We start from the raw sequence: 14,684 nt of genomic DNA, 5'->3' as shown, positions 1-14,684 counted from the left end.
CACGATACTTGCAGGAACCAGGAAATGTCCTGGATCGTTGCAAAGCCTGACAGGTCAAGTACCATGTTCGCAAGGGCCTGTGTATGTCGACGTTTCCCCTTGGCAAAATCAATCTTCTCCTGCTGGATACACCCACAGTCATGGCATAAAACACGTTGTATATGCATGTCCAGATAAGTCTTGTTTAAGCCGATTGGCACACTTACAAAGCGACGAATGTGGCTGCCGTCAAGAACAACATGATGGCTGCCGCACGCTGGACAACAAAGTCTTTCCCTGGGTGTTTGGATTTCCAAAACTAATTCATTACCTTCGTAGCGCATATCCTGACATTCCTGTCGGGAGACGCCTAAGGCGTTTTGCATTATGCTGGTATTCATGTTCTTGGAGTTTGGGCACTACAAAGATACATAATACCAGCTCTTTTAATATATATACAACAGCCTATCTATTCATTTAACGGAAGAACCATAAAAACGGTATCTGATATACTGCTTAAAATACCCAGGAATCTGAGAGACAATGTACTAGAGGTTACAATGGATTTTTCTGACAGTATGCGTGGCATCGTCAAGACGTGTTTCTCTCAGGCCAGGATAACCCTTGACTGCTTCCATGTGATGAAGATGATATGTGACGCTGTAGAGGAAAGAAGACTGCGCTGCAAGCGTGAAGCCATAAAGGAGCTGAACAAGCTCAGAGCCGCCTTTAAAAAGAAAATGAATATCCGCAATCATCCAAATCAGTAAATCCTATGCTTGAAACTCGTCCTATAAGTGCATGCGCAAAGCTCAGGCCTGTCGAACAGGTGAAATCCGAAATATCTTCGGTTGAACTTATAGCAGAACTTGTTGAGGTAGAGCTGCAGAAAGTCCCCCTTGATGTCATGGTACGTGTCAAGAATACTCCTCTTTGCATTGCTTATGGATATGTGTACCCATGGAAGCACCTTGCCGACCATGGTCTTGTCCCTCATCTTATATGCTTTATGCTTAGCGACAATTTTGTTCGCTGTAAGTGCCGCGTAAGACTTCGTGGCATCTGTGGTAGCATTAGCCCCGGCATCTATGGAATTCTTTATTTTGTCTTCCTCCGTAGCCGCCTTCAAGTCCAGGTATAACCTCCATCTTGATATGACCGACCCGTTTCCCGGTGCTGTACTTTTTCATTGGTGTGTTTGTAGGAACAGAACTTTCCGCCATGACAAGTACGGCCGTCTTCCGTTGGCTTCCATGTCCACGCTTGAGAGAATGCCATTTTTCACTGTCAGGCGTCTCCGTGGAGAAGAATCCTTCATCAAGTTCCACTTGGTCAAACAGCCTGTAGAGACTGTCACGCTTACCCATCACATCACGCAGCTTATGCATCATTTCCCAGACGGGTTGGTAGCGTTTCCTTCCAAGCTGGCGCTGTACCTCCAAGGCGGATATGGCCCGCTTCGTACTTACTATCAGAAACATTGCCACGAACCAATCGAAAATCGGCAGATTACTTCCTTGCATCACTGTGCCGGAACGGAGGGTAACCTCATGACCGCAATCCATACATGTCCAAGACTTATGGCTTGGATTCCAACTGAGGTGCAAACCGCCACATACCGGACAATAAAGAGTATGGCATTCACGAAATTCCTTAAGAGCATGCTCGCAAGCTTCCTCGTTAGGATAAACTTCACAGAAATCCGTCAAATTCATAATCATTCCTTTCCAATAGTCAAACATAAGCCCGCAATTTTTATACCAAGGATTGTCCAGGCTGTATAAACTTTGCTAATTTGGATGATTGCGGATATTCATTAAATAATTATCGTCAAAACGAATGAAATGATGCTATAAATATAGCGAAAATACTAATAATAAAAAACAAATTCTGAAAAAAAAAACTGATTTTCCTTGTTTTAAACAATATTTATATGTATATTTGCAGCGTCAAGAAGATAAATTTAAACTATTATGAATATCCATCGATACACCATTAAGGTCATGTTTTTCGTGCTTAGTTGCACCCTTTGTTATTCCTGTTCTTCAGATGAGGAATACATACCATTTTATGCATCTACATTAGGCGACTGCATATGGCTTTCTTTGGAGCGGCAGAACGGTATGGTATATGATTATGACAGTCTGCTACAAAATAACAAACTGAGCGTTTATGGCATCTTGGCAAAGCGGAATACTCCACTACAAGTTGTTACTACCGATACAGGTTCCCGGTATATTGATTTTTCAGCAGACCTCCCCAACAGTTCGTCAATGCAATTGAATGAAAACAGAACGGAAGGTTGGGGGGATTCTTTTGCCATCATAACTATTGGAGAAAAGAAAAGTAAGATGACTTTTCATTTTAAATATGAATCTCTCAATATACCAGACATGTTTGGGGGAAACGGCATTGGTATAGATTCCATTTCCTACAATAACAGAAAAATAAAGCCCATAGTTCTTTCGAATATAAGACGGATAACGCTAAGAGAAACTTCAAGCGGGGAGTTTGAACTGCAATGATGGAAACACCTGGCACAGTACCAATAGTCCGTGGATTAAATCTATAGTTCATAGTTGATTTTCTTGTCTGTTTGTAGGATGAATGCAGCGAAAGCATTACCTTCGCATTCATGGGAAAGAAGACATCAACATTCGACTATAATGATAACATCCTCCTAATGATTAATCGCATTGCTTTTTATTTGATCGATTGTTTGCTGCATTCCTTCAAACGACATCAACCGTCTCTCTCCTATTTGTAGGAGAGAGACGGTGAGACAGCAATAAAGGCGGGACGGTATATCCCATCTTCGGGCACTACTTACTGTACCCCGGATTCTGCTTGAGATTCTTATTGAGGTTCAACACCGAATAAGGGATGGGATAGACGCAGGTGTATCCTGTCTTGTCGTTGTTGTAGTCGCCGGCGAGTGAGCTATGCGGCACACCGGGATAGCGATCCACGGTAGGCTCGGTGAAGGTGCCGAACCGTATCTGGTCCTGCCTGCGGACGCCTTCCCAGGCCAGCTCTATCATGCGCTCATCGAGGATATCATTGAGTGAGAGCGATGTGCGGGGTGTGGCTTTCGCGCGGTTTCTGATCTCGTTGACAAGCACTAAGGCTCCGGCTTTGTCGCCGAGACGATATTCTGCTTCCGCCTTGAGCAACAGGGCATCTCCATAACGCCAGACGACGAGGTCGTTATTGTTTTGTCCCTGTGAGGAAGCCGTCTTGTCATACTCATATTTCTTGAAGCGTGCGCCCGCGCATTTCACGTCGTGCGGGTCGGCATCGTTGCTGAAGTTAACCATAGCCTTGAGCGGCTCATACTCGAGCGGAGTCTTCGTGGCTCCGTCACTGAGTGACCCTGTATGCTGTTCGGTCTCGAAGTCACGGTCGCACCAGTAGTTCAGCCTGAGTCGCGGATCTTCATCCTTCGTGCCATATCCCATGACCTTCATGGCACGCACCGTGCCGCAGGCGCCGTTCCATCCTGAGTATCCGATGGCAGAGGCGTGATTGTAATGGAGCGAGCGCATGAGGTTATAATCGGTGATCTTATACGTCTTGTCGTCGTTGGGACGCACGAAGATATTCTCCGTGGAGGCCTCGTTAGCCTTAAGGAAGTTATCCGAATAGTTAGCCATTAGCGAGTAGCCTTGCGCCTTGATCCGGTCCACACAGTATTTCACGGTCTCCCAGCAGTTGCGCTCCTGTCCGTCAACTTTCATCATGATAGCCATGCCTTTGGCCGTGACGGCATCTCCAAGAGTCTCACTGGCCTTGGCCGCCTTACTCATATCATCTCCGACAAACATCTTATAACTGTCGGCACTGGTGTCGTCAATGGTATAGACAGGCGCGTTGACGGCACATTTGGCCAGACACATATAAGCCACGGCCTTGGTGATGCGGCCATAATACTCACCCGTATTCTGGCAATGTCCTTCACCTAAGTCAGGCAACGCCTCCTCCAACTCAGAGGTGACAAACTTGAACACGTCGCTACGGTTGCTCTGTTTCACCTCGTTGGTGGCCTGTGTCGAAGAGGTCACTACCGGTACCTGGGCAAAAAAGTCCATGGCATAATAATAGTAGATTGCGCGCAGGGCTCTCAGCTCCGCTACATAGGTCTTATAGTCGGGATGCGCGGTGAGCATCGGCGTGAGCTTGTCGATGCTGGAATTGCACAGGCCGATGATCTTATACAGGTGGTTCCAGACGTTGGAATAAGTGTCGACAGACGACTCAAAGTTGTGGAGGAACATGTTTTGCCATTTACCGCCGTCCACCCAGTCGCCCTGCCTTCCAGGCAGCATGGTGGCGTCCGACATGAACTCCTGCAGCGTATGCACGCAGTCGGTGCCGCCGTAGAGACCGTCGCCAATGGCAGAATAGACGTTGGCCACAGAGTTGACGTAAGTCAGCGTCGCGTTTTTGAAGGCCTCATCCTCGTTGAACGAGCTCTTGGGGTTCTCATCAAGCGAGCAGGCTGTGAGCAGTGCCGTTGAGAGGAGGGCTATTCCGAATATATGCTTTTTCATAATGACAGATACATTAAAGGTTTAGAATGTGATGCCCACGTTGAAAGAGAACGTGCGTGTGAGCGGGTAGATACGCTTATCGTCAACGCCGAGGGTGCCATAGCTCGTTGTGCCTTCCGACTGCTCGATGAGCGATGCGGAGTTGATCATTGGCGTGAGGCCATTGTAGCCTGTAATGGTGCAAACGTTGTTGACAGCCAGTCCGAGCTTGATGTTCTGGATATACTTACACTTGAGCTGCTTCTGGTTGAGCGTGTAGCTGAGCTGTACATACTCGAAGTTGACATAGTCGCCCTTCTCGAGCCAATAGTCAGAGATGACCTTATCCTTGATACCCTTTGCGGGCGCGTCGGCCAGGACATTGTAAGTGGGGAAGTTGGAGAGATCACTGTAGGTCATCGAGGTGCCGTTGTAGATCTTATGTCCGAAAGCGCCGTTGAACTGCATGGAGAGGCTCCAGTTCTTATATGCGAAGCTGAAATCCCATCCGAGATAGGCCTTCGGTATCGCCTGTCCACAGATGCGGCGGTCGCCGGAGTCGCCTGTATCAATGGTCTTGTTGCCGTCAAGGTCAGAGATGATGTACTTTCCGTCCTTGTCAATACCCTCGCAATGAGGCAGATAGAACACGCCGATAGGCTGCCCTTCCATCAGGTAAGTGACGCCGTAGTTCTGCGTCAGGCCGGCAGCATTGATGCGGGCCACCATGATATGCTCCGACGTTGTGAGCTGTTGGCCTTTGTAGGTACCAGAGAGCGAATTGAGCTTATTGCTCTGGAAGCTGAGGTTGAGCCCGGAGTTGAAGGTGAAGTCACGTGTCTTGATGATGTCCCCGCGGATGCCGATCTCGAATCCGTGGTTGCTCATCTCACCCATGTTGGCAAGCAGTTTCTCGTAGGTGAACGGCGGCACGGGCACGGTATAGGTATAGAGCAGGTCCTTTGTCTTTGAGGTGTACCAGTCGAGCGTGATGTTGAGTCGGTTGCCAAAAGCCGAGAAGTCGAGTCCGGCATCAAAGGTGCTCTTGGTCTCCCACTTCAGGTCGGGGTTGTCGTTGCTCTGTATGGCGAAGGTCGTGGTGTTGCTGCCGTTGACCGGTGTCACACCGTTGGGGCCGTAGAGCGCCAGCGAGGTGTAGGGGTCTATGGCGTCCTGGTTACCGGTGACGCCGTAGCCCACGCGGAGCTTGAGGTTGTTGACCCACTTGACATTCTTCATAAAGTTCTCCTGCGAGACCACCCAGGCTGCTGAAGCCGACGGGAACCAGCCCCACTTGTGGCCGCTGCCGAGCTTTGACGAGCCGTCGGCACGCAGGTTGGCAGTGAGAATGTAGCGGTCGGCGAACATATAGTTCACACGGGCCATATAGGAGCTGAGCGTGTATTCCTTGGAGTCGGACTGCACATCGCCCCACGACACATTGGCGCCGGCCTTGAGATTGTTGTACTTGAAGTAGTTGGTCTCAAAGCCCTTGGCCTGCTCAGAGTGGGTGAACGTCTTGTAACGCTGGCCCTCCATGACGGCAAGGGCGTCGATGTGGTGCTGGCCGAAGTCCTTGGTGAACGTGAGCTGGATGTTGCCCATGAGGTCCTTACGCTGTATGCTGTTGATGTAGGCCCATCCGTTGCCGTTGAGCTCTCCCTGGCGGATGTCGTTGGGCACATAGCGTTTCAGCTCAATATTGGTCTTGGTGTACGATCCGAAGGCAGAGAGAAAGAGGCCGTCGACGATGGTCCACGTTGCCTTCCCGTGCGCCACAAGGGCACCCACGTCGTAACGGTTGTCTATCTCAAGCTGTCCCAGCGGATTGTAGATCTCGTTGGCAAGCATGTCTTCGTCCCACTTTCCGGTGGTGGCGTTCTTCGTGTTCGGATAAGTGGGGTTGTAAGCCGCTGCGGAATAGAACATCTTCTGCATGTCGTACTGCCGTTTGCCGTCATATTCCGATCCCATCAAGCCCATTTCGAGCTTCAGTTTCTTGTTGAAGGCGAGTTGCTGGGCATCGATCTTGGCGGTGTAGTTGCGCATATCAGAGTTGCGGAGCGCACCCTGTTTCTGTACAAATCCGAGAGACGCGCGGTAGTTGCCCGTATCGTTTCCTCCCGCGAAGGCGACGTTATGGTTCTGCGTGATGCCTGTTGACCGCTCTATCTCGTCGAGCCAGTTGGTGTTGCCACCCAGGTCGGTGGGCGACAGTCCCATATTCTTCGCCGTGGACCGGTAAGCGTCAGCGCTGAGCATCTTAATGTTCTTGAACACCTTGTTCAAGCCGAACGTGCCATTGTAGGTAATGGAGCTCATGCCGTTCTTGCCTTTGGTGGTGGTGACAACAATGACGCCGGCGGCACCACGCGAACCGTACTGGGCCGTCTCCGACGCGTCCTTCAGGATGGTCATGCTCTCGATGTCACCGGGCTGCAAGGCATTGAACATCGTCATGTCGCCATACACGCCATCGATGATAACGAGCGGGTCGTTACCGCCGGAGAGCGACGAGGTGCCACGCACGCGGATGTTGGTCGTGCCCATGGGGTCGCCACCGCTCTGCGAGATAACCACACCGCTGACCTTTCCTTTCAAGGCGTCGGCGGCACTGGTCACCACACCCTGGTTCATGTCCTTGCGCCCTACACGCTCCACGGCACCCGAGACGGTACGCTTTGTGCCTACGGCATAACCCACGACAACAACCTCATCAAGATCCTGCTTGTCAGGTTCCAGCACGATGTTGAAACTGTGTTGCTGGCCGATCTTGACTTCCTTGTTGGTGTAGCCAATATAGGAGATGACAATTGTCTGCCCCGGTTTGACATCGGCGAGCTTCCAATCGCCGTCAATGCCCGTCACCGTACCTCCCTGCTGGCCTTTGATTTGAATCGTCGCGCCAATGAGCGGCTCACCCGATTCGTCCTTCACTGTGCCTTGAACCACTGACTGTGCCAAGGCGCCTACTGTACATACAATTCCCGCACCAAAAAGCGCGGCTCTTTTCAATAATGTCCTACTCATGATAATAGTAGATTTTACAGGTTCCTTAAAATGGTTTCATTCGCTGGCAAAGGTAAACAATTTCCTCATTCGTTGTTATTTTCTCCCCCATTTTCTTTCTATTTTTCATGCAATCGTTTGCACTGACTTTCTCTTCCAACGATGGTTCCACCTCTCCGCGAGGACGCTGTGCACCCATCGCCATTACAGTGTAAAGGCAATCCCTTTACAGTGTAATGGCAATGCGTCTACAGCGTAATGGCAATGCCTTTACGCCGTAGAGGGAAAACAAGAAAACAGATAAGCATAAAGGAAGGTTCAGCCCAGATACTGCCGCAGGAGCTTCGAGGCCGGCGAATGCTTGATCTTCCGGATCGACTTTTCCCTGACCTGGCGGATGCGCTCCCGTGTCATGCCCATCTCATGGGCTATCTCTTCCAGGCTCTTTTCGGCACAACCGATGCCGAACGACTCCTTGACGATCTGCTGTTCGCGCTCATTGAGCACATCCTTGAGCAAGTCCTCGATGAACTGATTGAGCGACTCGCTGTCCACTATATTGTCTGAACGGAAATCATTGTCGTCAGAAATGAGCATGTCACCGATAGAGCTGTCCGAGCTGTCGTCACCAAACGGTGCGTCAATACTCGTCGACTTGCTGTTGACGTCTTTGGCTGCTTCCACGGCCTCCTCATCAATGCCAGTGATGGCGGCCAGCTCATGTGTGGACGGCAATCGTCCATGCTTCTGCATGAAAGCCTCCGATGCTCGGTTCAGCTTGAGGGCGATACCCATCTGGTTGAGCGGCACACGGACCAGGCGACTCTTTACGGCAAGGGCTTCCATGATGCACTGGCGGATCCACCACACCGCATAACTGATGAACTTGAATCCGCGCGTCTCGTCAAACTTCTCCGCAGCCTTCACAAGGCCCATGTTGCCCTCATTGATCAGGTCGGTCAGTGAGATGCCTTGGTGCTGGTACTGCTTTGCCACCGAGACGACAAAGCGCAGGTTGGCCCTGACCAGCCGGTCACGGGCTTCCTCACCTTTCTTGCCGCCCGCGCGTATCTGTATGGCAAGGGCGGCTTCCTCCTCAGGAGAGAGCAACGGCTCACGCGCTATCTCTGCGAGATAACGATCCAGCGATTCGTTATTTCGGGTGGTAATGGCCTTGGTTATCTTCAGTTGTCTCATTTCGGGTCTATCTCGTTAGTGGCTAATAAAGTGTTCACAAAGATACGGCCTTTTATTGGAAACGCAAAGAAAAAACGACAAAAAAGTGATTTTTATTTATAATAATGTGCGAAATTGAAGAACGGCTCCGTGACGGCTTCGCTGGACGATGCCGTATAAATGTTGCCATAAGGATCGGTGGCCCTGATGACCACATGGCTCCTGGCCGACTTCGGCTCGTAATAATACAGGTGGTTCATGATGAGATAACCGTTGGCCTTGCTCACAAACTGATAGCTTACCGACCTGTTGTAACGGTGGTGATAGCCTGTGGCAAACGCATCCTGACCCTGATGATTGATGCGGGTCATCCCGTGCTCCACGCCGTCTTCGATGGCCACGACACGCCAGCGGGAGTCGGAGTTGAACACGTTGGCAACAATCACGCCCTTGTCTTTCGGCAACTTCCAGTCGTTGGCATACGACTCGCCGTTGAACTCCGTCGCGGCCTTGAACACTGTCATCTGCCGTGAACGGGGCCAGAAGGTCCCCTTATAATAGCTGTCGCGGATGCCCGTGCCATTGATCGAATAGACATAATAGCCGTTGGGCGTACCGCAAATGTTGATATTCGACTGCCAGATGTTACCGCAAGCCGCGGCATGACACCGCTCCAGCAGGTGATGGCCATGATAGTCGATCTCATGATTGATGGCAAAATGGGTGTGTCCACAAAACAACTCATAGCCGCCCTTGAACGTCTCCAACAGGCTGAGCACCCGCTTCAGCACCGAAGAGGAATAGTGTCCTGGCTCAGAGTCGAGCCGCAACGGCGCGGCGCCCTTGCGCGGACGGGTGCCCATGGTCAAGGGGATGTGGTAACAGAGAATCACTTTCTTGCTGTGATCGGCAAGCGCAAGATCCTGCCTGAGCCAATGCAGCTGGTCAGCGTCAAGCTCACCGGGCTGCCAATAGAGCATGCCACGGAAGAAATGCACGTCGTTAAGGCACACATAGTGCACATCACCCCGGTCGAAGCTGTAATTGTCGGGGCCGAAACTTTGCTGCCATTTACGGAGGTAAAGATCACGTCCGTCCTGGTCGTGGTTGCCTATCACGGAGAACACCGTCGCCCGCGACGATCCCAAAGCCTTGCGGATATTCTGCTCCAGCCTGGAGTTGTAACCACCGTAATACTGCACGTCGTCGCCCATGGAAATGGCGTAGACGGGCGTCGAGGCCGGCCAGGAGGCGATGGTCTGCTTGACGTCGGCCATGGTCTCATCGGTGAAACGGGCAAGGTCGCTCTTATTGATCGGATTGTCGTCAGGCCCTGTATAATAAGGATTAAAGGCGTTGGTGATCTGCGGATCACCGAAAACGATGAGCCGATAGTCACGCTCGGCGCCACCCGGCAACCGCCGAAGGGTAAAATTGTAGACATTGCGCTTCACCGACAAGGGCGTGTAGAAAAGCGCCGTACGGTCTGAGGAAGAATGGGTGGGTATGGCACAATCGGAGGGTACAGTGTACCAGACGAAGCGTGCGCCTTTATGGCGAAGAAAAATGTAGAGACCTTTGTCGTTGGTCACCGTGCACGTGTAGCCGTCGCTCACGACAACGCCCTTCATGGGGGCGCCAAGGCTGTTGGTCAGCACACCCCGCACGGTGGGATCAGGCGGGGTTACCGTGTTGGTCAAGGCGCGGAGAATAGCCGAATCCTTCGCAGAAGGCACCACCGGCACCTTCTTTTTGCGGACGGCGACTGTATCCCGGGTTGCCGAACGCTGCTTGCCATGGGTGGTCAGCGACATCATGGCAAAACCGACCAATACGGCAAGGGCTGACAAGACTAATAGATAAATATGAGCGTTTTTACCCTTCATACGACCGCAAAGTTACGAAAAAATGGTTAAACGTCTCTTTCTTTTTTGTCAGATTCACATAAAATGAGTAATTTTGTTAATAGTAAATACTAAATGATAACAAAACAATGAAAAAACCAATTCTTTTGCTTTTAGGCCTCATCATGGTCGCTTCCGGCAGCTTCGCGCAGCGTGCGAGACAGGAAATCAAGGACAACCCCAATCTTGCAGCCAACAACTACCGTGCCTATCCTGCTCCCACAGCCAAGCTCACGCCCGCGCCGAAAGGCTATGAGCCTTTCTACATCAGCCATTACGGGCGTCACGGCTCCCGCTGGCAGATTGGCAAGAACGCCTTCAACCGGCCTTACTTCACACTGGCACACGCCGATTCTCTCGGCAAACTGACGCCACGAGGCAAGGAGGTGTTCGCTCTCGTCAAGGCTATCCGGCAGCAAGGACTGAGCCGCGAGGGCGAGCTCACCCAGCTTGGAGCCGAGCAACACCGTGCCATCGCTAAGCGGATGTTCGAGCGTTTCCCACAAGTCTTCGCGGGAAAGACCCATGTCGACGCCCGCTCTACAGTGGTCATCCGCTGCATCCTCTCCATGCAGAATGAGCTGTTGCAGCTCGCAGCGCTCAACCCGAAGATCATATTCAAGAGCGATGCCAGCTATCATGACATGTACTACATGAACGACGAAGACAACAGTCCTTACGCGCACATGATCAGCACAGCGGCGGCCATGGACAGCCTGAAGGCCTTTGACAATCGTCACAGCGGCGCCCCACACATGATGCAGACACTCTTCAACGACGACGAATATGCTAAGACCGTCAATGGAAAGGCACTGGCTTCGCAGCTCTACAACACGGCCATCGCCCTGCAGAACACCGAGCTGCGCCACTCCTTCAAGCCCATCTGGGACATCTTCTCGTTTGACGAGCTCTACAACCACTGGCTCATGGGCACCGCTTACTGGTACACTAAAGCCGGTCCAAACAAGCTCAACAACGGCGCGGGGATGTACACGCAGCTCAACCTGGTGAAAAACATCGTCGAGACTGCCGACTCGTGCGTCAAGTTGCAGCATCCTGGTGCAACATTGAGGTTCGCCCACGAGAGCGATGTGCTGCCGTTGGTCTGCCTGCTCAATATCAACGGCTACGGCAATCCACGCTCATCGCTTGAGCAACTCGATGACGAGGACTGGAATGTGTACCACATCTTCCCCATGGCATGCAATATACAGTTTGTCTTCTACAAGGATTTCAAGAGCCCTTCCAAGGACATCCTCGTAAAAGTGCTGCTCAATGAGAACGAGGCCACGCTGCCTGTCAAGGCGTACAAGGCGCCCTATTACCGCTGGAAGGACGTCAGGGCTTATTTAGAAAGTCTGCTTGGCAAGACCATCAAGTAATCTTTTCCGACTGTGAAGCGCAAGCAACAGGCCTCAACTTCTTCCCCACCCTCAAGCCACAAGTGGCAGAGACGGTCGAGACAGCGCGCACGATTATGCCCTGAGGTGGCATCGGAAAAACAACCCGCATCTTTTTTGCCGCCAAAATAGCGATATGTGCCGGAAAAGCAGTATTTTTGCACTATTCTTACGACACAATGCCATTTGGTAAATCTGTGTCACATATAGCGCAACATACAGCAACAGCAACGTGAGAAAGAAATTCATCAAGACGCTATGGCTCCTGTTCGCCGCTGGAACAGGCCTTACTGCCATGCTTTTTTTCCTGATATGGTTCGGCGTCATCGGCTATTCCCCCGACATTGACAACCTTCAGAACCCTATCTCCAAGTCGGCTTCGCAGGTGTTCTCAGCCGACGGACACATCCTCGGCACCTATAACCTCGACCGCTCCAACCGCATCCCCGTGCCTTACAAGAAGCTTTCCCCTTACCTGGTGCAAGCATTGGTGGCCACTGAGGACGTAAGGTTCTACGAACACTCAGGTATCGACTTCATCGCCCTGACGCGCGCCATCATCAAGCGCGGCATCCTCGGACAGGCATCGGCAGGCGGAGGCAGCACCATCACGCAGCAGCTTGCCAAGCAGCTCTATTCCGCGCCGGTACACTCCGCTTCGGAGCGGTTGCTGCAAAAGCCCATCGAGTGGGTCACTGCCATTAAACTGGAGCGCATGTACACCAAGGAAGAGATCATCGCGCTGTATCTCAACTACTTCGATTTCCTGCATGGGGCCGTGGGCATTAAGAACGCAGCCAACACCTATTTCAGCAAGGAGCCCGCACGTCTCAGCATCGATGAGGCTGCCCTGTTAGTGGGACTGTGCAAGAATCCATCCTTCTTCAACCCCGTGCGCTATCCCGACCGCGCCCGTGAGCGGCGCAATATCGTCCTCGGACAGATGCTCAAGGCCGGCTATCTCTCTACAGCTGACTACGAGGAAGAGTGCGCCAAGCCCGTGATACTGCACTTCCATCGCGCCGACCATAAGGACGGCACGGCGGTCTATTTCCGCGAGTTTCTCCGCCAATACATGATGATGGACCGTCCCAATATAAAGAACTATCCGTCGTGGAACAAGCGGCAATACGTCATCGACTCCATTGCTTTCGCCACCGACCCACTGTGCGGATGGTGCAAGAAAAACACGAAGAAGGACGGCACCAACTGGAATATCTACACCGACGGGCTGCGCATCCACACCACCATTGACTCGCGCATGCAGCGATATGCCGAGGAATCGGTCTACGGACACGTCGCACGCTTCCTGCAACCGGCCTTCGACAAGGAGAATGCCGAGAAGGGATCCAACTCTCCCTTCAGCGGAAAGCTCTCGCAGCAACAGATCAATTCCATCATGGAGCGTGCCGTGGTGCAGAGCGACCGCTACATCACCATGAAGCAGAACGGCGCCTCGGCTGAGGAGATACACCGCGCTTTCCACACGCCTACCGACATGTCGGTGTTCACCTACAATGGCGACATGGACACGGTGATGACGCCTATCGACTCCATCCGCTATTACAAGCAGTTCCTGCGCGCGGGCTTTATGAGCATGGACGCGCACACAGGACAGGTGAAAGCCTACGTCGGCGGTATCGACTTCGCCCACTTCCAGTACGACATGGTGATGGGCGGGCGGCGCCAGGTGGGCTCCACCATCAAGCCTTTCCTCTACTCCTTAGCCATGGAGAACGGCGCCTCGCCCTGCGACCGCGCACCCAACGTGCAGCGCACCTATATGGTGGCAGGACGCCCCTGGACACCACGCAACAGCAACCGCAGGTGTTACGGGCAGATGGTGACGCTCAAATGGGGCCTCGCACAGTCAAACAACTGGATCTCCGCCTACCTGATGTCGAAGCTCAATCCACGGCAATTCGTGGACATGCTGCACAAGTTCGGCATCAACAATCCAGACATCTACCCCTCCATGGCCCTTGCGCTCGGCCCCTGTGAGGTGTCAGTAGGCGAGATGGTCAGCGCCTACTCCACCTTTGCCAACAATGGCGTGCGCATCGCTCCGCTCTTCGTGACCAGTATCGAGGACGCTGAAGGCAACGTGGTGGCCAACTTCGAGCCCCGCATGAATGAGGTGATCTCATCGGAGAGCGCCTACAAGATGATCGTGGAATTGAGGGCTGTCGTGGACGAGGGCACAGCAGGAAGACTGCGCTACAAGTTTGACATCCCCGGCGACATCGGCGGCAAGACCGGAACTACCAACAACAACTCCGACGCGTGGTTCATGGGATTCACGCCCCAACTCGTCAGCGGCGTGTGGGTTGGCGGTGAGGACCGCGACATACACTTCGACTCCATGCAGATGGGACAAGGTGCAACGATGGCCCTGCCCATATGGGCCTACTTCATGAAAAAGGTCTACCGGGACACCAGCCTACCCTACAAGCCCACAGCGACCTTCAATGTGCCAGCCAATTACAACCCATGCACTGAGGACGACAACACGGGAGAAGGCAACGGCATCGACGAGGTGTACGAGTGAAAATAAAGCCGTCACCGACCCACAAAGCTGTAAAGGCTTTTGCCTACACCATGGAGGCGAAACGGATGAATTACTGGTCTTCGCCGACACACAACGACAAGAACAAGCAGAACAAGGCAAGAGGGACACCGCATTGAGA

The 14,684-nt window shown here is 52.3% G+C and carries 9 protein-coding genes and 1 pseudogene; 4 read left to right on the top strand and 6 right to left on the bottom strand.

The window, feature by feature from the left end; translation table 11 throughout:
- A partial coding sequence (locus tag PREMU_RS14280) for a transposase family protein (protein WP_007575676.1) occupies positions 1–380 on the bottom strand: 380 nt, incomplete at its 3' end.
- Between PREMU_RS14280 and PREMU_RS15770 the strand changes: the two genes are divergently transcribed.
- Complete coding sequence (locus PREMU_RS15770; protein ID WP_083819256.1) at positions 360–749, top strand: transposase; 390 nt, start codon at positions 360–362, stop codon at positions 747–749. The two genes, PREMU_RS14280 and PREMU_RS15770, sit on opposite strands and share 21 nt — an antisense overlap.
- Here the strand turns inward: PREMU_RS15770 and PREMU_RS12010 are convergent.
- A pseudogene (locus PREMU_RS12010) lies at positions 743–1,694 on the bottom strand (IS1595-like element ISPrmu1 family transposase). The gene PREMU_RS15770 and the pseudogene PREMU_RS12010 overlap by 7 nt on opposite strands.
- A gap of 258 nt (positions 1,695–1,952) precedes the next feature.
- Between PREMU_RS12010 and PREMU_RS12005 the strand changes: the two are divergent.
- Positions 1,953–2,504: a hypothetical protein gene (locus PREMU_RS12005; protein ID WP_007575674.1), complete on the top strand. Its 552-nt coding sequence runs from the start codon at positions 1,953–1,955 to the stop codon at positions 2,502–2,504.
- Positions 2,505–2,801: 297 nt separating this feature from the next.
- Here the strand turns inward: PREMU_RS12005 and PREMU_RS12000 are convergent, their stop codons facing one another.
- The 4 genes from PREMU_RS12000 to PREMU_RS11985 form a co-directional block, all read right to left on the bottom strand.
- Entirely contained in the window at positions 2,802–4,529 is a 1,728-nt protein-coding gene (locus PREMU_RS12000; protein ID WP_007575672.1) for a RagB/SusD family nutrient uptake outer membrane protein, read from the bottom strand.
- 21 nt (positions 4,530–4,550) lie between these two features.
- A complete protein-coding gene (locus PREMU_RS11995; RefSeq protein WP_007575671.1) occupies positions 4,551–7,538 on the bottom strand; it encodes a SusC/RagA family TonB-linked outer membrane protein in 2,988 nt (995 codons plus the stop codon).
- Positions 7,539–7,835: 297 nt separating this feature from the next.
- Complete coding sequence (locus PREMU_RS11990) at positions 7,836–8,714, bottom strand: sigma-70 family RNA polymerase sigma factor (protein WP_007575669.1); 879 nt, start codon at positions 8,712–8,714, stop codon at positions 7,836–7,838.
- Between the two features lie 92 nt (positions 8,715–8,806).
- Positions 8,807–10,579, bottom strand: coding sequence for a calcineurin-like phosphoesterase C-terminal domain-containing protein (locus PREMU_RS11985; protein ID WP_007575667.1), 1,773 nt, complete (start codon positions 10,577–10,579; stop codon positions 8,807–8,809).
- 107 nt (positions 10,580–10,686) lie between these two features.
- On the opposite strand from PREMU_RS11985, the gene PREMU_RS11980 reads away from it, so the two are divergent.
- Both PREMU_RS11980 and PREMU_RS11975 read left to right on the top strand, forming a co-directional pair.
- Positions 10,687–11,979, top strand: a complete 1,293-nt coding sequence (locus PREMU_RS11980) for a histidine-type phosphatase (protein ID WP_007575665.1) — start codon at positions 10,687–10,689, stop codon at positions 11,977–11,979.
- A 250-nt stretch (positions 11,980–12,229) separates the two neighbouring features.
- Positions 12,230–14,545 (top strand): penicillin-binding protein 1A, encoded by a 2,316-nt coding sequence (locus PREMU_RS11975; protein WP_007575663.1) that lies wholly within the window; start codon positions 12,230–12,232, stop codon positions 14,543–14,545.
- The last annotated feature ends 139 nt before the right edge of the window (positions 14,546–14,684 follow it).

The sequence above is a fragment of the Hallella multisaccharivorax DSM 17128 genome (assembly GCF_000218235.1).
Lineage (GTDB): Bacteria > Bacteroidota > Bacteroidia > Bacteroidales > Bacteroidaceae > Prevotella > Prevotella multisaccharivorax.
This window is presented reverse-complemented; position numbering and strand designations above follow the sequence as displayed.